Annotated in this window: 19 protein-coding genes; 12 read left to right on the top strand and 7 right to left on the bottom strand. The window is 55.6% G+C overall.

Annotated elements, in window-relative coordinates; translation table 11 throughout:
* The first annotated feature begins 350 nt into the window (after positions 1-350).
* The 8 genes from ACW14G_RS12170 to ACW14G_RS12205 all read left to right on the top strand — a co-directional run bounded on the left by ACW14G_RS12170 (position 351) and on the right by ACW14G_RS12205 (position 7,694).
* The gene (locus ACW14G_RS12170) at positions 351-926 is read left to right on the top strand and encodes a fimbrial protein (protein ID WP_167575628.1); all 576 of its coding nucleotides are present in this window, start codon (positions 351-353) and stop codon (positions 924-926) included.
* Between the two features lie 16 nt (positions 927-942).
* Positions 943-1,527 (top strand): fimbrial protein, encoded by a 585-nt coding sequence (locus ACW14G_RS12175; RefSeq protein WP_223802785.1) that lies wholly within the window; start codon positions 943-945, stop codon positions 1,525-1,527.
* A 37-nt stretch (positions 1,528-1,564) separates the two neighbouring features.
* Positions 1,565-2,272, top strand: a complete 708-nt coding sequence (locus tag ACW14G_RS12180; RefSeq protein WP_223802784.1) for a fimbria/pilus periplasmic chaperone — start codon at positions 1,565-1,567, stop codon at positions 2,270-2,272.
* Between the two features lie 24 nt (positions 2,273-2,296).
* Positions 2,297-4,912: a fimbrial biogenesis usher protein gene (locus tag ACW14G_RS12185; protein WP_167575630.1), complete on the top strand. Its 2,616-nt coding sequence runs from the start codon at positions 2,297-2,299 to the stop codon at positions 4,910-4,912.
* Between the two features lie 64 nt (positions 4,913-4,976).
* A complete protein-coding gene (locus ACW14G_RS12190) occupies positions 4,977-5,942 on the top strand; it encodes a fimbrial protein (RefSeq protein ID WP_249023136.1) in 966 nt (321 codons plus the stop codon).
* Positions 5,943-5,952: 10 nt separating this feature from the next.
* A complete protein-coding gene (locus ACW14G_RS12195) occupies positions 5,953-6,486 on the top strand; it encodes a fimbrial protein (RefSeq protein WP_455648605.1) in 534 nt (177 codons plus the stop codon).
* Positions 6,486-7,004, top strand: coding sequence for a fimbrial protein (locus ACW14G_RS12200; RefSeq protein ID WP_249023138.1), 519 nt, complete (start codon positions 6,486-6,488; stop codon positions 7,002-7,004). The genes ACW14G_RS12195 and ACW14G_RS12200 overlap by 1 nt, the downstream gene beginning before the upstream one ends.
* 12 nt (positions 7,005-7,016) lie before the next feature.
* On the top strand, positions 7,017-7,694 hold the full coding sequence (locus tag ACW14G_RS12205) for a fimbrial biogenesis chaperone (RefSeq protein ID WP_249023139.1): 678 nt from the start codon (positions 7,017-7,019) through the stop codon (positions 7,692-7,694).
* 170 nt (positions 7,695-7,864) lie between these two features.
* On the opposite strand, the gene ACW14G_RS12210 is transcribed toward ACW14G_RS12205, so the two are convergent.
* On the bottom strand, positions 7,865-8,551 hold the full coding sequence (locus ACW14G_RS12210) for a helix-turn-helix domain-containing protein (protein WP_167575634.1): 687 nt from the start codon (positions 8,549-8,551) through the stop codon (positions 7,865-7,867).
* A 242-nt stretch (positions 8,552-8,793) separates the two neighbouring features.
* Here ACW14G_RS12210 and ACW14G_RS12215 point away from each other — a divergent pair, with 242 nt between their 5' ends.
* Positions 8,794-9,417, top strand: a complete 624-nt coding sequence (locus tag ACW14G_RS12215) for a hypothetical protein (RefSeq protein ID WP_167575635.1) — start codon at positions 8,794-8,796, stop codon at positions 9,415-9,417.
* A gap of 16 nt (positions 9,418-9,433) precedes the next feature.
* Here the strand turns inward: ACW14G_RS12215 and ACW14G_RS12220 are convergent, their stop codons facing one another.
* On the bottom strand, positions 9,434-10,390 hold the full coding sequence (locus tag ACW14G_RS12220) for an AraC family transcriptional regulator (RefSeq protein ID WP_167575636.1): 957 nt from the start codon (positions 10,388-10,390) through the stop codon (positions 9,434-9,436).
* Positions 10,391-10,505: 115 nt separating this feature from the next.
* Here ACW14G_RS12220 and ACW14G_RS12225 point away from each other — a divergent pair, with 115 nt between their 5' ends.
* A complete protein-coding gene (locus tag ACW14G_RS12225; protein WP_249023140.1) occupies positions 10,506-11,702 on the top strand; it encodes an MFS transporter in 1,197 nt (398 codons plus the stop codon).
* A 46-nt stretch (positions 11,703-11,748) separates the two neighbouring features.
* Here the strand turns inward: ACW14G_RS12225 and ACW14G_RS12230 are convergent, their stop codons facing one another.
* The 4 genes from ACW14G_RS12230 to ACW14G_RS12245 all read right to left on the bottom strand — a co-directional run bounded on the left by ACW14G_RS12230 (position 11,749) and on the right by ACW14G_RS12245 (position 17,238).
* Positions 11,749-12,069, bottom strand: a complete 321-nt coding sequence (locus ACW14G_RS12230) for an AzlD domain-containing protein (RefSeq protein ID WP_249023141.1) — start codon at positions 12,067-12,069, stop codon at positions 11,749-11,751.
* Position 12,070: 1 nt separating this feature from the next.
* Complete coding sequence (locus ACW14G_RS12235; RefSeq protein WP_249023142.1) at positions 12,071-12,811, bottom strand: AzlC family ABC transporter permease; 741 nt, start codon at positions 12,809-12,811, stop codon at positions 12,071-12,073.
* 129 nt (positions 12,812-12,940) lie between these two features.
* On the bottom strand, positions 12,941-16,018 hold the full coding sequence (locus tag ACW14G_RS12240; RefSeq protein WP_419058296.1) for a beta-galactosidase: 3,078 nt from the start codon (positions 16,016-16,018) through the stop codon (positions 12,941-12,943).
* A gap of 143 nt (positions 16,019-16,161) precedes the next feature.
* Complete coding sequence (locus ACW14G_RS12245) at positions 16,162-17,238, bottom strand: LacI family DNA-binding transcriptional regulator (protein ID WP_249023144.1); 1,077 nt, start codon at positions 17,236-17,238, stop codon at positions 16,162-16,164.
* A gap of 189 nt (positions 17,239-17,427) precedes the next feature.
* Between ACW14G_RS12245 and ACW14G_RS12250 the strand changes: the two genes are divergently transcribed.
* Both ACW14G_RS12250 and ACW14G_RS12255 read left to right on the top strand, forming a co-directional pair.
* Entirely contained in the window at positions 17,428-17,865 is a 438-nt protein-coding gene (locus ACW14G_RS12250; protein WP_249023145.1) for a hypothetical protein, read from the top strand.
* A gap of 122 nt (positions 17,866-17,987) precedes the next feature.
* Positions 17,988-18,620 carry an ECs1377 family protein gene (locus tag ACW14G_RS12255; RefSeq protein ID WP_167575643.1) on the top strand — a complete coding sequence of 211 codons (633 nt, stop codon included), beginning with the start codon at positions 17,988-17,990 and terminating at the stop codon, positions 18,618-18,620.
* Here the strand turns inward: ACW14G_RS12255 and ACW14G_RS12260 are convergent.
* On the bottom strand, positions 18,607-19,839 hold the full coding sequence (locus ACW14G_RS12260; protein ID WP_249023146.1) for an MFS transporter: 1,233 nt from the start codon (positions 19,837-19,839) through the stop codon (positions 18,607-18,609). The genes ACW14G_RS12255 and ACW14G_RS12260 overlap by 14 nt on opposite strands.
* Positions 19,840-20,293 lie beyond the last annotated feature (454 nt).

Consider the following 20,293-nt stretch of genomic DNA (forward strand, 5'->3'; position numbering starts at 1 on the left):
CCCTTATGGGTATAAAAACAAAAAATTAACATTTTTTAAAGAATTAATTTCCTTTAATAACAGCGTGATATAGCAATTGTTTCGTATGAAAGCTGTTGCGCGCAAAAAATAACTGTCCACTATCGGAAAAAAACGACGTTGTAAAACATTAATCGCATTGTGGATAATCGGCGGCGTCGGATCGGGATGGTCTGAAGACAAAATATTATTTTTAGCGATGGTATTGGTAAAAATAACCTCATTTTAAATAACGCAGCGAACCGTTTAATTAATATTTAATGGGAACGTTCCCTGTTTTTGTCTTAATTATCATGGAAATATTCGTTTGGACTGTTCAAGGACAATAAGCAATGAAAAATTTTACGGTTAAAGCACTGGCGCTGGCATTAACGATGGTTGGGGGCTCCGCAATGGCGGCATCAACGGATGTCAGCGAGCTCCTGGGCCCAACCACGGTGACCGGTGGCTCGGTACACTTTACCGGGTCGGTTGTGAATGCGGCCTGTGCGGTAGCGGAAGACTCGATCAATAAAACCGTGGATATGGGGCAGGTTCGCCTTGCCGCGTTTGGCGAAACCCCGGCTGCCGGTAACGTTGCCAACCAAAAAACCCCCTTCACCATCAAGCTGACGGATTGCGATACCAATGTGTCAACACAGGCGTCTGTGACCTTTAACGGCACGGCGGCGGCAGGGTATTCCAGTGTGCTGGATAACACCGCGGGCGCGGGTGGTGCGCAGGGCGTGGGTATCCAGATTTACGACACCGATGGTACCGCGCTGGATCTCGGCAAAGCCTCCAAAGCGGCGACACTCATCGACGGTGATAACACCATGAGCTTCTCCGCTGACTATATCGCGACGAACAGCACGCTGGCAGCAGGTAACGTGGACGCAACGGCGACCTTTAACGTTACCTACCAGTAATCGCGACAGGAATTAGATGCCATGGACGGCAGTGTCGATTGGGGAGGTTGCCATGAAAGTGATGTCGTCAGGCCTTGCGCTGGCGTTTCTCGCCTGTTTGCCGTCGCTGGCGCAGGCAGGCCATCACCACGTTGTCACCGTCCCCGGTGGCGATGTTCATTTTATCGGGGCGGTAGTGAAAGCGGCCTGTGTTGTGGATACCAACAGCGATGCGCAGACCGTGGAAATGGGGCAGGTGCGGTCCAGCATTTTTAACGGTGCGGGTAGCTGGGGTCATCCACAGCCGTTCAGCATTGTGCTTAAAGATTGCGATACCAACATCAGCAAGCAGGTTGGCGTCGCGTTCAACGGCGTGACGGATGCAAGGGATCCTGCGGTTCTGGCGGTGACCAGCGGTGCGGGCAGCGCCGGCAATGTCGGTATTGGCATTTTTGATAGCGCCGGGAATCTGATGATCCCTAACACTCAGCCCCAGCGATTTTCCACGTTGAAAGATGACACTAACGTGTTGAGTTTTATCGCCAAATATAGGGCCACGGCGGCCAATGTTACGCCCGGCGAGGCGGACGCGCAAACCTGGTTCACGCTGACCTACATGTAATTTCCCGCTGCGGCGGCCGTATTTTTATAGGTAAATCATGTTCATTATTTCTCGTACCCGTGCGCTGTTGACGGCGTTAACGCTTATCTCTCTGTCACCGCTCGCGCATGCGGCGGATTATGGCGGTATTGCTCTGGGCTCCACTCGCGTTATTTATCCGCAGGGCAGCGAGCAGATATCGTTGTCGGTCAATAATACCGACAGCAAGGGCGTGTTTTTAATTCAGTCGTGGGTTGAGAATGCCGATAGCCATAAAAGCAGCGACTTTGTCGTCACGCCGCCGTTATTTGTGATTAAACCGAAGAAAGAAAATACGCTCCGGGTGATGTTTATCGGCCAGGATAACGCGCTGCCTAAAGACAGAGAAAGCCTTTACTGGATGAACGTGAAGGCGATTCCGGCGGCGAGCAAAGATTCACAGAATAAAAATACCCTGCAAATTGCGGTTCTGAATCGCATTAAGCTGTTTATTCGTCCGGCGGGGCTGGCAATGAAGTCGGCGGACGCTCCGAACCACCTGCGTTTTCATCAGTCGGGCGCGCAACTGGTCGTCAAAAACCCGACGCCTTATTACATCACGCTGGTGCAGCTGATGGACGGAGCCGCCGAGCTGCCGGCCACCATGGTGCCGCCAATGGGGCAAAGCACGGTGTCTGTCCCTCATAACGCTCACGGTCAGATTACCTTCCAGACGGTGAATGACTATGGGGCAAATACACCAAAACAAAACGCAGTGATGGAATAATTACCGGGACAGGTCGGCAAAATAATGGCATTCCGTATTCGTATTACCCTACAAGCGTGGCTGGAATATAAACAACGCTACCTCGTTATTTTGCCGGTCGCGTTGGGCGTCATGCCGTCTATGGGCTACGCGGACAATTATTTCAACCCGGCTTTCCTTTCCGGTGACAGTTCGGCGGTGGCAGACCTGTCACGCTTTGAAAATAGCAACGGGCAGGCACCGGGTAAATATCGCGTCGATATCTCGGTGAACCAACAATTTGTCGCGAGCGAGGATGTCACTTTTCAAGCTGATAAAAAAAGCCAGGATGATACCGGGCTGACGCCCTGTTTCACCCTTACCCGGCTGGAAGCGATGGGATTGAATAAAAATGCGTTTCCGGCGTTGAAAGCGCTGCCGAAAGACAGCTGCGTACCGTTTGCCGATATTCCGGATGCCAGCACCCACTTTGATTTTGAGCACCAGAAACTTGATATCAGTATTCCGCAGGCCGGTATGAAGCAAAGCGCGCGCGGCTATATTCCGCCGGAGCAGTGGGATCAGGGGATTAACGCCCTGACGCTGAACTATGATTTCTCCGGTAGCAGCAGCGGCGGCACCAGCCATCAGGACAGCGACTATCTTAATCTGCAAAGCGGCCTGAATCTGGGCGCCTGGCGTCTGCGCGATTATTCGACGTGGAACTATAGCCATGGCGAGGGCAGCTCACAGAATTCATGGGAGCACATCAGCACCTATGTTGAACGGACGATTATCCCGCTAAAAGCCGAAATGACGCTGGGCGAGAGCTATACCCCTTCCGATGTGTTTGATTCACTGAGCTTTCGCGGCGCGCAGCTGGTCTCGGACGATAATATGCTACCCGACAGTCTGAAGGGCTTTGCACCGACGGTACGCGGCATCGCGCGCAGCAACGCCAAAGTCACCATCAAGCAGAACGGCTACGTCATTTATCAAACCTACGTCTCGCCCGGCGCCTTTGCGATTACCGATCTCTATCCCACCTCATCCAGCGGCGATCTGCTGGTGACCGTACAGGAAACCGACGGCAGCGAAAACAGCTATAGCGTGCCTTATTCGGCAGTGCCGCTGCTGCAGCGCGAAGGACGGATCAAATATGCCCTCACTGCGGGTAAATATCGCAGCAGCAACGATCAGCAGGAAGAGGTGAATTTTGCCCAGGGAACGTTAATTTGGGGGCTGCCAAAGGGCTTCACCGCCTACGGCGGCAGCCAGGCTAGCGATGATTATCGGGCATTTGCGCTGGGACTGGGGCTGAATATGGGCGATGTCGGGGCGCTATCGGTTGATGTGACCCAGGCGAACAGTACGCTGGTCGACGGCAGCCAGCATGAAGGGCAGTCCGTCCGTTTCCTGTATGCCAAGGCGCTAAACGGCCTGGGGACTAATTTCCAGCTGCTGGGCTATCGCTATTCGACGCAGGGTTTTTATACCCTCGATGAAACCACCTATCGGCATATGGAAGGCTATACCGGCGACGATAGCTGGCAGGATGACGATCATGATGGCCAGCAGGACAAGCCGGAGTGGACCGATTTTTACAATCTCTACTACACCAAAAAGGGCAAGGTTCAGCTCAACATCTCGCAGACGGTGGGGGAGCACGGCTCGTTGTTTGTCACCGGCTCTGAGCAAAGCTACTGGCATACCGACGAAACCGACAGGTTAATTCAGGTGGGCTACAACGGCACCTGGAACGATATTTCTTACGGTTTAACCTGGAACTATGACCGTTCGCCAGGCGAGAGCGAAGCCGACCAGGTCTACGCTTTTACGCTTTCATTACCGCTGGGCGAATGGTTATCCGGCGGCAATGCCGATATGTATCACGCCGCCAACACGCTGAATGCCTCCTATAACATGAGCACCGATCGTCACGGTAAAACGTCACAAACCGCCGGCGTCAACGGTACGCTGCTGGCTGAAAACAACCTCAGTTATAACGTCCAGGAAAGCTACGCGAACCACGGTACCGGCGACAGCGGTAACGCCAGCCTGAACTACCAGGGCACCTACGGCAACCTGAAAGCGGGATACAACTACAGCGACGGCTATCACCAGCGCAACTACGGGATGAGCGGCGGCGTGGTGGTTCATCGTGACGGTGTCACGTTAAGTCAACCGTTGGGAGACACCAATATTCTGGTGAAAGCGCCAGGCGCGGCGGGCGTTGAGCTGGAAAATACCACCGGGATTAAAACTGACTGGCGCGGCTACGCGGTGGTGCCCTACGCCACGACCTATCGGCAGAATCGCGTTGCGCTCGATACCAACTCAATGGGGAGCAACGTGGATATCGATGATGCGGTGGTCAACGTGGTGCCGACGCAGGGCGCGTTAGTGCGCGCTGATTTTAACGCTCACGTTGGGGCCCGCGCGCTGATTACGGTACTGAAAAATCAAAAACCGGTGCCGTTTGGCTCAACGGTCACGCTTGACGATAGCCAGCTCAGTAGCCTGGTGGGGGATGACGGGCAGGTCTATCTCTCCGGCTTGCCGTCGTCCGGGATGTTGACGGTGCAGTGGGGGGAAGATGCCGACAAACGTTGCTCCGCGCATTACCAGCTTTCTTCAGACCAGATGTCGGAATTTAACCGCCTGACGGCAACCTGCCGCTAGTTTTTGGGAAACCACCATGAAATACGTTTTAAAAATAGCGTTTTGCATAATGTGTGTTGTCGCGATGAATACGGCGTACGCCGGCTCGTCCGACAGCTGTACCAACGCCTCTGGCTCAACGCAGAACGAGAACTTTGACGTCTCGACGTCACTGAATGCCGATACTAACGTGGCGGGTAAAACCACGCAGGTTGTGCGTTCCGGCGATATTCATATGAATGCCGTGTGCCCGAAAACATTTGGTGAGACCAGCAACTACACCTATCGTTCTTATGTCTCGAATTATCCGGTGGTGGAGACATCAGGCAACTGGAAGTATCTGTCGCTGAACGACTATCTGGAAGGGGCGCTAAGGGTAACGGATGCCGTGGCGGGGGACGTCTATGCACCGACAAACTATGCGCGGATGGGGGAGGATAACTGCGTCTCCAACGGCTGTAATTTTCCGGTCTCCGACTCCAATATCACGCTGCAGATTAAAATTGCCAAACCGTTTGTTGGCAACGTCACCATCCCACAGACGCATCTGTTCAACGTCTATGTGAACCGGACTAACAGCTCGCCGTTTGGCACGCCGGTTTACACCATCTCATTTAGCGGCTCCATCACGGTGCCGCAAAGCTGTGAGGTGAACGGTAACCAGGTTATCACCATCAACTTTGGCAATATCGCCTCGGGCAACTTTAAAACCAAAGGGCAAAAACCGTCGGGCTTTACCCCGATTGCCGAGCAGGTACCGGTTAAGTGTGCGGGCGGCATCTCCGAGATGGCCAGTCTGAGTTTTCGCTTTCAGGGGCAGGCGGACAGCAACGAGCCGTCGGCCATCGCCACTGACAATAAAGATATCGCTGTGCAGTTCACTGATATTCTCGGCAACGTAATTACGCCCAACACCGGCACGATCCCTTTCCAACTGGATAACTATGCGGCGACGGTACCCTTCACCGTGTTCCCCATCAGCGCCACCGGCAACAAACCGCAGCAGGGGGTGTTCCATGCGCAAGCGTATATCGTGGTCGATTTTAACTAAGGTGGCGTGAATGATGAGCAAACGGAGTATTGGGCTGTTGGCGATGAGCATGATGATGTCCGTCGCCCACGCCTCAGATAATGGCGTCGAGATCGATATGAGCGGCACGGTGATTGCGTCGACCTGCGACGTGGAAACCGCAGATACGCTGCAGACGGTGTATATCGGCAATTTCGCCAGCACGCTGTTTTCGTCGGTCGGTGATGTTTCTCCGTCGGCGGACCTGCTGATTCGGTTGAACAACTGCAGCAGCGGCATCAGCGGCGCAACGGTGAAGTTTAGCGGTACGGCGGATAACGATAACAGCAAGCTGCTGGCGCTTTCTGATACCGCGGGTGCGGGGGGGATGGCCGCAGGCGTGGGCGTGGAGATCCTTGATGCGAATAAAAATAGCGTGGCGATCAACACCGACAGCGCTAGCCAGTCTTTGCAAGAAGGCGATAACAATACGCTGACCTTCTTCTTGCGCTACAAGGCGACGAAGATCCCGGTGACCGCGGGTAACGCGTCGTCAGTGATGTACTTTGACCTGAGTTATCAGTAATGAAAAATCGTACTCTTCTTGTCGGTATGCTGTTGCTACTCAGCAGCTTTGCCGCGCAGGCCCATGACGGGCAGGTCTATGTCAGCGGTACGATTCAGGCGAATACCTGCATTGTCGCACCGCAATCGCAGGCGCAAAGCGTGCCGTTGGGAGATATTCCCGGCAAACAATTCTCAGCAAAGGGCAGCGGCTCTCAACCCGTCGCCTTTGTGATTGACTTGCAAAAGTGCGGTGCTGCCGCCAGCGGGGTGGATTTTACCTTTACGGGGACGGCAGACGGAACCGATCGGGAACTGCTGGCACTGGATGGCGCCGAGGCCGCCAGCGGCATTGGTATCGAGCTGCAAAGCGCGGATCACAGCCGATTACCGCTGAATACGGCATCGGCAACCTATCCGATTGACCCGACGCTTGCGGATAACACCTTTCTCTTTTACGCCCGCTATTTGTCGACGGCGGATAATGTGACCAGCGGCGCGGCAAATGCCACGGCCACTTTCACGCTGACCTGGCAATAAGGCAGGATGCTGATGATCAACTGGATAGTATTATGCATAGCGGCTTTCACCTGTTGTTACGCACAAGCTGGCGTGGTCGTTGAGGGAACCCGCTTTATCTTCAATGCCGACAAATCGAGCATCACTTTTACGGTCAACAATACCTCGCAGCAGCGTTTTCTGCTGCTGTCAAAAGTGCTTGATGCGCAGGGCCAGGCTACCCGTGATGTGCCGTTTATGACCACGCCACCGCTGTTTCCTCTCGCGGCGGGGCACAGCAATATTATTCGAATTATACGTACTGGCGGAGACCTGCCGGACGATCGCGAAAGTCTGTTCTGGCTCAGCGTGGCCAGCATTCCGCAAACGCAGGGTAAGCCTTCGCCAAATTCACTTCAGGTGGCGATTCGTAGTCGTATGAAACTCTTCTTTCGCCCGCTGGGGCTGAAGGGACGCGAAGAGGACGCCTATCGTCAACTCACGTGGCAACGCGCCGGAATGCAGGTGCAGGTCAATAATCCGACACCGTATTACGTCACGCTTTTTCATCTTCAACTCAATGGTATTGCGGTGAATAACGTCGGGATGGTGGCACCCTTTAGCCGCGTAACGACATCCGGCTGCCCGGTTGACGGTCCCTGCAGGGTGCAATGGCAAACGATCAATGACTACGGACGAGTGATGCCCGCGCATCAACAGGCGCTGAACTAATCGTCTGGGGGGCGAACTGTTGTTGCTGACTGGAATAGCGATAGGGGGCGATGTCGATATGTTCGATAATGTTATTCAGATCAATGTATTCCTGGGCTTAACGTTCGCCGGCAAAACGTTAAAAACAGAAGCTCAAAGGATATTAACCGAAGGACTCGGTTTACTCATAATTAGAACGCGGTCGGTAATTTATCCATATAAACCAGAACGCCAGATTGCACTTCAATATAGTGACCTTTTTTTAATTCAGCGAGTACGTCCATTATTCGGCTGCGGGAGATGCGGGTTCGCCGCTGAATAAAAGAAGAGACTTTAATCTGTCGTCGAATGTCTTCCGGGTAAAGCCACAGCTCCATGAGCAGCGAGCGGATTTTACTGTAGGCATCGTTGCCGACCATTTCGCTGTCACGGGCGCTCATCACCATTACGCGCTGAGCGAGGATCCGCGCGATATCATGCCAGAGATTAAACTCATCACACTTCTCGACGAAGGTATCCAGCGGGATAATCCAGCCGGTACATTCGGTCTCGGCGCGAATATAGTGTTGCGGCCTGGCCGGCACATCGTAGTACAGACTGTAGCCGTCGATAAGCCCCACCACCGTTGGCGCGAACACCGTTGCCATATGCAAATCAACCTGAGCATGGCTAACGGAAAAGCAGCCGGTGGTGACCAACACAATAAAAGCAGTTTCTCTATCATTACTGAGCAACATTTTGGCAGAGGGATTTAAAGTAAATGCGCTACCAAACGGCGCCAGAATAGAATGCAGCGCCATAATTGCCTTTAGTGGTTTCGTTTTTTGACTAAACTCAAATGCATGCAATGAACGAGATGAATCATCTGATTGCGACATGACTTATTTCTCAGTGAATAATATGCGTAAAGTATAGCATGCGTCAGAAGAATGAGTGATTGATATTTTACGATAATTCTCGTTTTCCGTGAGTCCAGGACTAATCTTTTTGTGGTCGGTGAGAATATATATTTAAAATAAAAAATAGCGCAGTCCAATTATGGACTTTAATTACATTGAAATGACATTTCATAATCGTTAGTGTTTTAATTGTAAAGTGTATTTCCAGGGGAGGGAAGAATATGAAGGTAGTCAGTTACAGTGATGACGCTTTTCTGAATTTTGGTATTCAGCAACTTCTTAACACGCCTCAAAAAGAGACGCGTGTCTGTCGAATAGGACACGTCGCTCTGGATTTCATCGTTATTCTCAACGACCTGGATATCACCTTGTCAGTTCAGCGGTTAGCCCGGGATGCACATCTTTTTTCCTGTAAAAACATCATGGTACTGACAGAGGTTGTCTCGCCTCTGATTATCGGTTACCTGCTGCGTAGCGCGAGTGGGTTGGTGGTGTATAACATTAAGAATAACCACAGCGAAATGCTGATTGATATATATTCGCCGGGAGTGAATAGCGAAGCAGAGAAGTCGCTTTATTTTTCGCTTTCCGATAATGAACTGTTTATTCTACTGGCGTTGAGCATGGGAATAAAACCTGAACTATTGACGCGCATTACCGGTCGTTCAGAGAAAAGAATTAGCGCCATCAAACGAAATGTTATGAACAAGTTGGAAATAAGAAACGGTAAGGTTTTTTATTCGGTTATTAAGGCATTATTCATTCATGATGCAAATAATTCAAGCGACTCACGCGCGGCCATATTAACGGTAAAACACGAACAGCTATCCTCACGTGTATTATGATGGCCGGGCGTAGCAACTATACCTCTGGAGCAACCTCACTATTTTCGCGTAGTGCTCCCGGTGAATGCCCGACAACGCGTTTAAACGCCCGACTGAACGCGGCAACTGAGCCATAGCCGAGTTTGAGCGCCACGGTCTCAATCGCCTGTTGCTCCTGGCCGATATACTGTACCGCCAGCCGCATGCGCAGTTCGCCCAGGTATTTCGCCGGCGTGGTGCCGGTCGCGGAGAGGAATCGTTCAGCGAACACCGAGCGAGAAGTACCGGCTTCTTTGGCTAAGTCCGCCACACTCCAGTTGATGCCGGGCTGCTGATGCATCGCGTAGATGGCGCGGCTGAGGCGTGGATCGCGCAGCACCTGAATCCAACCGGTGGCTTTGCCGCAGCCTGCTTCCACCCAGCCACGGACAATCAGTGCTGCTACGACATCCGCGAGACGGGCAAGGATCCCGGCAAATCCGACCTGGCGGCCCTGTGCTTCACGCTCCATGGCGGAAAGCAAGGGGTGGATTTCCGGCCAGGTCGACATCAGGCGGCTCACCATCATCACTTCTGGCATCGCTTTCACCAGCGGCTGCATGCCGCCAAGATCGAAATCCATACATCCACTGAATATAACCACGTTGCCACCGTCGGGGCAGGGCTGGCAGTGAATATCGCACACTGAACTGCAAATCGGCTCGCTGGGAAAGTCGGCGAGTGGCGTCACGATAGCGTGATCATCCGACAGCAGGGCGTGAGCATCGCCGTTGGGAATAAACAGCGCATCGCCGCTCTGTAGCTCGAAGCGCGCGCCGCTCTCGGTTCTTAAGAGCGCAGGGCCCTGGCTGACAAAGTGAAACTGCGCTTTGCCTGATGCCCGACCGAAAGCCACGCCAAAGGGCGAGCTGGCTTCAATACGGCGATATTTAACGCCGGACAGGCGCATTCCGCGCAGCAGCTCGCTGATTAAATCGGGGGCATGGTGGCTCATGGGCGCAACTCCGGACGAATTATCAATAATTGGAGATTATATGTCATAGATCGTCCAGGCGGAACTTTCTATGCTTTGCGACATATATCACATTTTCATAACGGGAGAGTAACAGATGAATTCATGCGTCGCTGAAAGCGGGTCTTTAGCCCCGGCCAAACCCGCCTGGCGTGCCGTATGGTCGCTTGGGCTGGGGGTTTTTGGTTTGATTACCGCCGAGTTTTTACCGGCCAGCTTGCTTACACCAATGGCGGCAAGCCTCGGCGTGAGCGAGGGCGTTGCCGGGCAAACGGTGACGGCGACCGCGCTGGTGGCGTTGGTGACCGGGCTGCTGATTACGTCGGCCACCAAAAGCATCGACCGTCGTTGGGTGCTGATGTTCTTTACCCTGCTGCAAATTGTCTCCAGCCTGCTGGTGGCGTTTGCGCCGTCGCTGCACGTGTTGTTATTAGGGCGACTGCTGCTGGGCGTGGCGATTGGCGGCTTCTGGGCGATGTCGACGGCGACCACGATGCGGCTGGTGCCGGCGAGCGATGTGCCAAAAGCGTTGTCGATTATCTTTGCCGGTGTGTCGATAGCCACCGTCGTCGCCGCACCGCTCGGCAGCTTTCTCGGTAGTCTGATTGGCTGGCGTAACGTTTTTATTCTTTGCGTGGTGCCCGGCGCGTTGGCGCTGCTGTGGCAGCTATGGGTGTTGCCGTCCATGCGTCCGGACAGCGGCGCGAGCCTTGGCACGTTGTTTAAAGTGCTGCGTCGCCCTGGCATGGTGGGCGGGCTGCTGGCGACCATTTTCATTTTCAGCGGTCATTTTGCCTTCTTCACCTACCTGCGCCCGTTCCTTGAAACGGTTGGTCAGGCAAGCGTGGAAACCATTTCGCTGATTTTGCTGGGTTTTGGCGTGGCGAATTTTGTCGGCACGTCAATCGCCGGGCATCTGCTGGCGCGGAACCTGCGCCTGACGCTGGCGTTGGTGCCGTTGGCGATGGGGATTCTGGCGTTGATGATGGTGGCCTTCGGTCATCTGGCGCTGCTGGACGGCCTGCTGGTGAGCCTGTGGGGATTTGCCTTCGGCCTGGTGCCGGTAGGTTGGTCAACCTGGCTTGCCACCACGGTACCGGATGAAGCAGAAAGCGCCGGTGGCCTGCTGGTGGCCTCCATTCAACTGGCCATCAGCGCAGGCGCGGCAGGCGGCGGGTTGGTTTTCGATCTTAACGGCGCCAGCGGCGTCTTTACCGCCAGCGGTGTGCTGCTGGTGGTGGCGATGATGGTGGTGCTGGCAGGCGTACGGGTGAAAGCACCTGCTGCGGAGTAACGCGACCGTAACAGGCGTTCTGTTGTCAGCAGAACGCCATGTTACATCAGGTGAGAAGGAAGCTGAGCCCGGTAAAGGCCACCATTCCGGCAATCACCGTGGCAAACAGGCTGCGGCTGAGTATGCCGATAAGCGTCGCCGCTGCCGCGGCGAGCAGCGAAATGCTCACCCCGCCGGGCGTGAGCGCCGGTTTGCCGATAAGCTCTGCGGCGATAATCGCCGACATAATGGCGGCCGGGATAAAGCTGAGCCACTGCTGTAGCGCGGGCGGCATGCGAAAGCGAGATAGCAAAAGAACCGGCACGGTCCTCATCAGCGCGGTCACCACCGCCGAAGCAATAATGGCGAGCAGAATATTGCGTTCCATTTTATTGTTCTCCCTTCGCGAACAAACGCAGTCCCAGCGTGGCAAGCGTTGCGGAAACGGACGCGGCGACAATCACCACCACGCTGGTGTCAGTATGGCCGGCCATGAACAGCGTAATCAACACCGAGACGGCGATAGCAACGGTCTCCAGCAGCCGACGACGGCTGGCGAACCACAACATCAGCACCAGGCCGATAAACATAGAGACAAGGCTAAAGCTCAATCCTTCCATCAGCGCGGGCGGCAGCGCGGAGGCCAGACCGGCGCCTACGATACAGGCGAGGATCCAGTTCAGCCAGGCGGCGACGTTAATCCCCAGCATCCAGGCAAACGGGACTTTGCTGTGCGCGCCGCCGTACTGCACCGCCACGCCAAAGGTTTCGTCGGTCAGCAGTAGGCCGCTGAGGATTTTTTGGGTGGTGGTGTGCTCGCGAAAGAAGACGCTCATCGCCGAACTCATCAGCAGATAGCGCAGGTTGACCAGCAGAACGCTGATCACCACCGATGCCACCTCCGCGCCCGCGGCCCACAGCGAGTAGAATAAAAATTGTGCCGACCCGGCGTACAGCAGGCTGGCCAGTAGCGCCGTTTGCAGGGTCGTGAAACCCGAAAGTGTGCCGATAGCTCCGGCGGCAAAACCAATGCTCCAGTAGCCGGGAATCGTCGGAAAGCAGGCGACTACCCCGGCGCGAAACTGTGCTCTGACCTCGTGAGGCGCTGAGGCCGTTGTTTTCATCAACATCCATTCTTCCCGTAATATAAAGCGTGATAATCATAAGCGTTTGTAGGAATACGATTATCATATGGTGAGCTTTCGCGCACGCATAAAAAAATCCACGCGTCGGCGTGGATTTTTACGCTTACAGCCGGGCTAGCGACGCGCCCAGCGCAGACTGTAGTGATAATGCGGCTCTTGCAGCAGATACTCTGCGGAAACGCTCGGGCTCCAGGAGTCATCGCCGCCAACGCCCATATGGAAGCCATCAATATTCAGCCAGCTTCCGGCTTCTTCGACCAGCAGGTGCCGGTGTGAGGTGTTATGCAACTGAGACTGGCTATAGCGGCTGAGGTTGAACTGGAAATTACCGCGCCAGAGATTGGCGCCATATTCCAGACGTTGAGTACCGCAGCGCAGGCCGTTTTCGCTCGGGAAGACGTACGGCGTGTACATCTCAGCTAGCGGAAGCTGCCAGCGATCGTAGTGGGCCGACGCCTGACGATCGGGGTAGTTTTCATGCGGCCCCAGCCCCAACCAGCTGACCTGCGGCGCGACTTCCGCCAGCTGGCAGGTCAGGCCGATGCGCGCCGGAGACGGCGTGCCGCGGGCGACGTCAACATCAACGCTAATTTGTAGCTCGCCCTGATTATCAATAATGTAAGTTTTGCGGCTGATAAACAGCAACTTACCGTGCGCCAGCCAGTGATGCTCGGAGCTGAGTTGTACCGTCTGCGATTCTGTCAGCGTATCGGCGCTCAGGCTGACGGTATGGCACGCCATGGTGTAATAACCGGCCGCTTTCCAGCGCTCAACCCAGGCATTGGGATCGATACGCGTCACTTCGCTGACGCCAATGTCGTTATCCAGCGGCGCGCGGGTGAATTGATCCTGGAGCGGCGTCAGCAGAACGTTCTGGCCGTGGCTGACCCACTGCGTCAGCAGGCCGCTGGCACGATCGAACTGCCACTGCTGCTCGCCGTGGGCAATGAAATAATGAGTATCGCTTTGCGTCAGTACCGGAGTTTTGCCGCGGGTGACGACGGATTCCGCGTTAAGCAGACCCGGCAGTTGCCACTGCTCGCGGGCGCAGACGTGTCCGGCTTCACTCCAGCGGGTGGCGGCGTTCTGCCTAACTTCGACATTCAGCCATACCTCGCCGCTGCGGGCGATCGACGGCAGATCGAGGGCGATCGTCTGTTTCCCCTGTGGCGCAATAGTCAGCGGCACGCTGCCGCTGGCAAGCGATTCACCCTCGAGCTTCACCGTCCAGCACAGCTGCTCATTGTCGGTGGTACGGAACAGGTATTCGCTGGTGACTTCCAGCTGATTGTCGGCAAGCCAGCGGAACTGGAAAAACTGCTGGGCGTAACGCGCTTCATACAGCGACGGGTGCGGGGTGCGGTCGGCGAATACCAGGCCGTTCATACAGAACTGACGGTCGTTCGGCGTATCGCCAAAGTCACCGCCATAGGCGGAGAAGGTTTGACCGTTTTCATCGCGTTTGTTGAGCGACTGGTCGACCCAGTCCCAGATAAAGCCGCCCTGCAAACGGGGATACTGACGGAAAGCCTGCCAGTATTTATGGAAACCGCCAAGACTGTTGCCCATCGCATGCGCGTATTCGCAGAGGATCAGCGGACGGTTTTCATCCGTCATGCCGACCCATTTTTTGATGGACCATTTTGGCACCGCCGGGAACGGTTGATCCTGGTCGACGCGAGCATACATCGGGCAGATGATATCGGTGGCGGCGCTGTTTGCACCGCCGCCTTCATAGTGGACAGGGCGGGAGGGATCGTTGGATTTGATCCAGCGATACAACGCGTCGTGATTATCGCCATGCCCGGACTCGTTACCCAGCGACCAGATAATAATCGACGGGTGATTGCGGTCGCGCTGCACCATGCGGGTGACGCGCTCGCTCATCGCCGGCAGCCAGCGAGGGTCATCGCTGAGACGGCGCATCGGCACCATCCCGTGGGTTTCAATATTCGCTTCATCCACCACGTACAGGCCGTAGTAATCGCACAGCCGATACCATTGCGGATGATTAGGGTAGTGGGAACAGCGCACCGCGTTGAAGTTATTCTGCTTCATCAGCAGGATATCCTGACGCATGGTGTCGATGTCCATCACCTGGCCGTTATCCGGATGATGTTCATGGCGGTTAACGCCGCGAATCAGCAGCGGCTGACCGTTCACTTTCAGCAGCCCGCCGCTGATTTCAACCTTTCTGAAGCCGGTGTCGTAGGCTTCCGCCTCAACCAGCGTATCGCCGCGTTTGAGCAGCACCACGGTGCGATAAAGCGCGGGGACTTCCGCACTCCACAGCGCGGGCTGCGCCACCGGCAGGCGCAGCGTAGTACGATCGGCATAACCGCCACGCTCATCAATGATGTCGCTGCCGAGCGGCTGCTCTGCTTCGCCCACCAGACGATCGTCTTGCCACAACTGGACGGCGACGCGCGTATCGCGGGTGATATCGCCTTCAACCATCACGGTCGCTTCCAGCGTGCCGCGGCTGAATTCGTCGTTGAGCTGGGTAACCAGTTGGACGTCGCTCAGGCGAGTGGTCGGTTTATGCAGCAGCGTAACATCGCGGAAAATACCGCTCATCCGCCACATGTCCTGATCTTCGAGATAGGTGCCGTCGCTCCAGCGCAGCACCATCACCGCCAGGCGGTTCTCGCCGTCAACCAGCAGCTCACTAAGATCAAACTCTGACGGCAAGCGGCTGTCCTGCGCGTAGCCGACCCACTGGCCGTTACACCACAGGTGAAAGGCCGAGTTGACACCGTCGAGGATAATGCGCGTCTGCCCGTCGATCAGCCATTGTGGATTAACGTTAAATGTGAGCGAATAACATCCCGTAGGGTTATCCTGCGGTACAAACGGCGGATTAACCGGAATGGGATAGGTGACGTTGGTGTAAATGGGCGCATCGTAACCCAGCATCTGCCAGTTGGCAGGAACCGCAATGCTGTGGGCGTCCGCCAGGTCGTGCTGCAACCAGCTTTCCGGTACCGACTCCGGTTGCGTGAAGTAGCTGAACTGCCAGCGACCATTGAGAAGTTGCCGCGACGGTGATACGGCGTCCCGGCGGGCGTCATCGGCCTCACGCCAGCTGGAAAAGGGCGGATGGGCGGCCAGCGCGTTGAGCTGGGTGACGGCGGGATTTTCCCAGTCGCGGCGGGCGAGTACGGCGGCCAAAGAGAGAGGTTGAGGGCTCATAGTGGTGGTTCCTTGATGTATTTGCGATTCGCTCACAATTTTAATTACTATGTGAGGATACCCGCTGCATGTAAAGGATCATCGCGGGAGAGGGTGAAGGCAATCACAAATCATGGCCCCGTAGGCGGGGCGCAGGAGAGCGGTTATTGCAGGCGGGCAACCTGCCGGGCGAGGCGAGCCAGTTCCTCTGCAAGCTGCTGCGGGCTGAGCGAATCAGATGGCGGTTGGGCGGTGGTTTTGCGCACCACCAGACTGACCGGCAGTAATTCGGATACCGTCTCTTCTCCGTCGATCAGCGCCAGCAGACGCTCAATACTGACTTTCCCTAACGCCCTGAAATCCTGTTTGATGGTGGTGAGCGGCGGGGTGAAGCAGGCGCTATCTTCCGTATCATCGTAGCCGACCACCGAGACGGCCCCGGGGACCGACAAACCGTATTCGGAAAGTGCGCGTAGCGCGCCCAGCGCCATCTGATCGTTCGCCACCAGGATGGCCGTCGGGAGGGTTCCCTCGTTAAGCAGCCGCGTAACCTGCTGATAGCCCGATAGCGAGCTCCAGTCGCCAAACATCACCGCCACCGGCATCAACTGGTGTTCCGCCAGGCAAGACTGCCAGCCCTCCAAACGCAGCCGCGCCGAAATGGAGCTTAGCGGGCCGGACAGCAGGGCTATCTGCTGATGACCCCGTTCGAGCAGATGATCGACACCCAGCTTCGCGCCCATCTGCGGGTCAAAAACAATATGGTGCGTGGTGGTTGACGGCGAGACATCCAGAAACAGCACCGGGATAGCGCCGCACAGCCGAACGATTTCCTGGGTGTGTTCTTCTTCCATGGGAATATTGACCAGAATGCCGTCAACGCGCTGCGACAACAGCTGGCTGACGGCGGCTTTGCTGGCCTCCAGGCCAGACTGCTCGGTCATGGCGATCACCACGTTAAATTGCAGTTCGCCCGCCCGCGACTTGGCGGCGGCCACAATCTGCGACGGCGCATGCAGCGCCAGATTGCTGGTGGCAAACCCCAGCGTATGGCTCAGTTTACCTGCCAACTGCTGCGCCATGCGGTTGGGAATATAGTTCAGCGCATCCATCGCCGCTTCCACCTTGCGGCGCGTTTTTTCGGATACGTGAGCGGCCTGATTAATCACCCGGGAGACAGTCTGATACGAGACGTTAGCGTGCTCGGCTACGTCATAGAGGGTGACAGACTTCGCTTTCATGCCGGGATTCCTCGTCATTTATCATGGTGAAGATGACTGTCAGGCAGCCAAAAATCGTTGGCATATCATAGCATTTGTTCGCGGAAGGCGCACGGTGGCGGGGTTAACCTACCGACGCGCGATTTAATATTACCCGCTGTTTTGTCGCTTAAGGATTCTATCTTATGAGGGAAAAGTGGAACCTAAAAAATGGTCAAAGTCGTGTTATCCGTTGTGGTCTGTTTGCTGCTGAGCGGCTGCGCCACCATTGTCGGCGAGTCAACGCAGAGCCTGTATCTGGAAAGCGACCCGGTGGGGGCGCAGTTTGTTATCTCGGATAATCATGGGGTGGTGAGCGCGCGCGGCGTAACTCCGCAACGAGTCACGCTGCCTAAATCGGATAACCGCTATTTTGGCAAACTCACCTATAACGTGACTTTTCTGCACGCGGGTTATTATCCGACGCTGGTACCGCTGCAAACCCGAACCACCCACTGGTACACCTTCGGTAACCTCCTGTTCCTCGGCGTCCCCGGCTGGTTCCTCGTTGACCCCTTCAACGGCGGGATGTACGACATTTACCCGCAGCGCGTGAATGCGCTGATGCAGCCGTGCCCGCGCGGGCCGTGGCGCGATACGTGTGAATAGCATCAGGCGTCGTGATGGCCGTTGAAATCACGGATTATTGTTGTCAGATAGAGGCTTCCGGTGCTCGCGCGTCGCTGGTAAAGTGAGCGACGCATAATACGATAATCAGAAGGGTATCAACGGTGAGCGGGCGCATTGACTACCAGATTGAGAAATACCGCTTTACGGAGGCGACGGAAAGCGAACGCCTCACGAAACAGTGGGCCGATGTGATAGCGGAATGTCAGGCGAGCGGGGCGGGAGCGGAAGAGCGTCTGCGCATTGCCTTGCTGAATGTGGATTACGTCACCAGCTTCGAACTGCCTTTTCGGCTGCTGCTGACGCGCGCGCCGCAGCTGATCGCCAGCGTGCGCGATGAGCTCGCCCTGAATCAGAAAAGCGCGACCTTTAACGGAAAGCGTTTTGGCTGTGTCTATAGCCTGAAAAGCGATCTCACTGGCGTGCCGGAAGCGTTTCAATACCATCTCTCCACCCGCATTCGCCGCACCGACGGGGCGGGTAACGGCGAAACGCCCTATCGCGAAATCGCCCAGCAGGTGAAACATCCGCGGGAACGCCTGCGGCTTGCGCTGGAAAACAGGCTGGCGGTGACGGCGCTGGATGGGTTGTTCTGGTTTGGCCTGCAACGCATCGCCGCCGATGTACAGCGGCTGCGCAAAACGGGGATGCGGATCGCCACGTCGGAAACGGACGTTTTTGATACGCTAACCGGCACGACGCGACGCGTGCCGGTTTATCAGCTTACAGCGATCTGACCTGAGCGGTATTCTCCAGCCGCCTGATTGCCGGAACCAGGCTGGCGCAGACGGTGGCGGTCACCACCGCGATGCCGGCAACCAACAACACGTGGCTGTTGCCGTACTGCATTGCTAACGGCCCGGCAACCAGTTCACCGAAAGGGATGGCCACAAAAGAACCGACGGCGTCATAGGCATAAACGCGGGCGAGTTTTTCCGGCGGGATATGCGTTTGCAGTGAATGGGCCCAGGCAACGCCGAACCGGCCAAACGCGACGCCGGTAAGAAAGAACGCCGCCATCAGCCAGACGGCAGAGGCGGCCTGGCTGAGCAGCAAAATAGGGGCTGCGCAGAGCCCAACCAGCATGACGCCGATAAACAAATCACGGCGTGGCCGCCAGCGCAGGGCGATAAAGGTGCCCACGATTAACCCGACGCTTTCGGCCGCCACAATGATCCCCCAGTTCGCCCGGCCAAAGGAGGCGTCGGCTATCGCCGGACCAAGCACCATCACTATGCCGCTGAATGCCGCGTTGATAATCGTAAACTGAACCACGACTGACCACACCCAGGCACGACTGGCGAACTCTTTCCATCCCTCTTTTAAATCCTGCAGGATGTTACTTTGCGCGGCGCTGACCCTGGACGATGCCACGCGAATCATAAAGTACAGGGGGGCTGCGGCGGCAAAGCCCATGGCATCGATTGCCAGCCCCCAGCCGGGGCCGACCGAGCTGGCGAGGATCCCGCCAAGGGACGCGCCAATCACCGTGCCACTGTAAATACCGAGCTGCACCAGCGCGTTGGCTTCGCGAAGATTATTGCTGGGTACCGTCTGCGGGACCAGCGCCTGTGAAGCCGGTAAGGCGATACCGGCGGAGGCCCCGTTAAGCATGCCAAGCAGGGCAAGGCTTAATACCGTCGCAGAGCCATCCAGCACCAGCCAGGCCACGATGGCCTGCGAGAGGGCGGCGACGCTGGATGAGTAAACCAGCACGCGGCTACGCGAGTAGCGGTCGGCCAGGACGCCACCGAGCAACAGAAAGGCGACGTTGAGAATGGAACGAGAGGCAACCACCATCCCCAAATCAGAAACGGTTCCGCCGATATCGAGAACCGCGAAGGCTAGCGCAATCGGCGCCATACCGTTGCCGAGGACCGTCAGCAAGCGGGCGGTGAACAGATAGCGGAATGCGGGGAAGTGATAGGCGCGAACTTTTTTATTATACGTATTCATTATGGCAATGAGTTCAGGGTTAGAAAGCGTTTAACAGACGGCCTGCGAGCGTTGAAGACGCAAGAATCAATAGGGTTACGCATAATATCATGTAATTTCGGTACGGAAGTGCTGATTTATCATCAACCTGCCGAGCACCGCCAGCAAGCCATCGGCATCGTTTTCTCTCAAATGCGCCATCACTGACCGGTAACGAGCTAATCAGCAGCAAGGCCGTCTTGTTCAACGCTCACTGTTTATATCAATAATCTCTTTTAGCTTTCTTTTGTTCACTATTTATTGATCGGATTTTTCCGTATTTAAAGTATACATTTGTTTTTCTTGGTCATGAAAAATAAAAAACCTTAGTATTGCCAGGGTAGTCTCATGCCAGGCATTTTGCTGGTCAGGATGTTTATTAAAAAAATCATATTCGTTCTTAACTGCAAATATCCGTGCAAGTCGATATGCGCGC

The sequence above is a fragment of the Kluyvera sp. genome (genome assembly GCF_965301105.1).

Bases quoted from the DNA above. Each gene is read 5' to 3' on its own strand.
- ACW14G_RS12175 (WP_223802785.1), top strand. From the start codon at position 943: ATGCCATGGACGGCAGTGTCGATTGGGGAGGTTGCCATGAAAGTGATG.
- ACW14G_RS12185 (WP_167575630.1), top strand. From the start codon at position 2,297: ATGGCATTCCGTATTCGTATTACCCTACAAGCGTGGCTGGAATATAAA.
- ACW14G_RS12240 (WP_419058296.1), bottom strand. From the start codon at position 16,018: ATGAGCCCTCAACCTCTCTCTTTGGCCGCCGTACTCGCCCGCCGCGAC.
- ACW14G_RS12225 (WP_249023140.1), top strand. From the start codon at position 10,506: ATGAATTCATGCGTCGCTGAAAGCGGGTCTTTAGCCCCGGCCAAACCC.
- ACW14G_RS12180 (WP_223802784.1), top strand. From the start codon at position 1,565: ATGTTCATTATTTCTCGTACCCGTGCGCTGTTGACGGCGTTAACGCTT.
- ACW14G_RS12200 (WP_249023138.1), top strand. From the start codon at position 6,486: ATGAAAAATCGTACTCTTCTTGTCGGTATGCTGTTGCTACTCAGCAGC.
- ACW14G_RS12250 (WP_249023145.1), top strand. From the start codon at position 17,428: ATGGTCAAAGTCGTGTTATCCGTTGTGGTCTGTTTGCTGCTGAGCGGC.
- ACW14G_RS12215 (WP_167575635.1), top strand. From the start codon at position 8,794: ATGAAGGTAGTCAGTTACAGTGATGACGCTTTTCTGAATTTTGGTATT.
- ACW14G_RS12260 (WP_249023146.1), bottom strand. From the start codon at position 19,839: ATGAATACGTATAATAAAAAAGTTCGCGCCTATCACTTCCCCGCATTC.
- ACW14G_RS12210 (WP_167575634.1), bottom strand. From the start codon at position 8,551: ATGTCGCAATCAGATGATTCATCTCGTTCATTGCATGCATTTGAGTTT.
- ACW14G_RS12170 (WP_167575628.1), top strand. From the start codon at position 351: ATGAAAAATTTTACGGTTAAAGCACTGGCGCTGGCATTAACGATGGTT.
- ACW14G_RS12245 (WP_249023144.1), bottom strand. From the start codon at position 17,238: ATGAAAGCGAAGTCTGTCACCCTCTATGACGTAGCCGAGCACGCTAAC.
- ACW14G_RS12220 (WP_167575636.1), bottom strand. From the start codon at position 10,390: ATGAGCCACCATGCCCCCGATTTAATCAGCGAGCTGCTGCGCGGAATG.
- ACW14G_RS12230 (WP_249023141.1), bottom strand. From the start codon at position 12,069: ATGGAACGCAATATTCTGCTCGCCATTATTGCTTCGGCGGTGGTGACC.
- ACW14G_RS12205 (WP_249023139.1), top strand. From the start codon at position 7,017: ATGATCAACTGGATAGTATTATGCATAGCGGCTTTCACCTGTTGTTAC.
- ACW14G_RS12195 (WP_455648605.1), top strand. From the start codon at position 5,953: ATGATGAGCAAACGGAGTATTGGGCTGTTGGCGATGAGCATGATGATG.
- ACW14G_RS12235 (WP_249023142.1), bottom strand. From the start codon at position 12,811: ATGTTGATGAAAACAACGGCCTCAGCGCCTCACGAGGTCAGAGCACAG.
- ACW14G_RS12190 (WP_249023136.1), top strand. From the start codon at position 4,977: ATGAATACGGCGTACGCCGGCTCGTCCGACAGCTGTACCAACGCCTCT.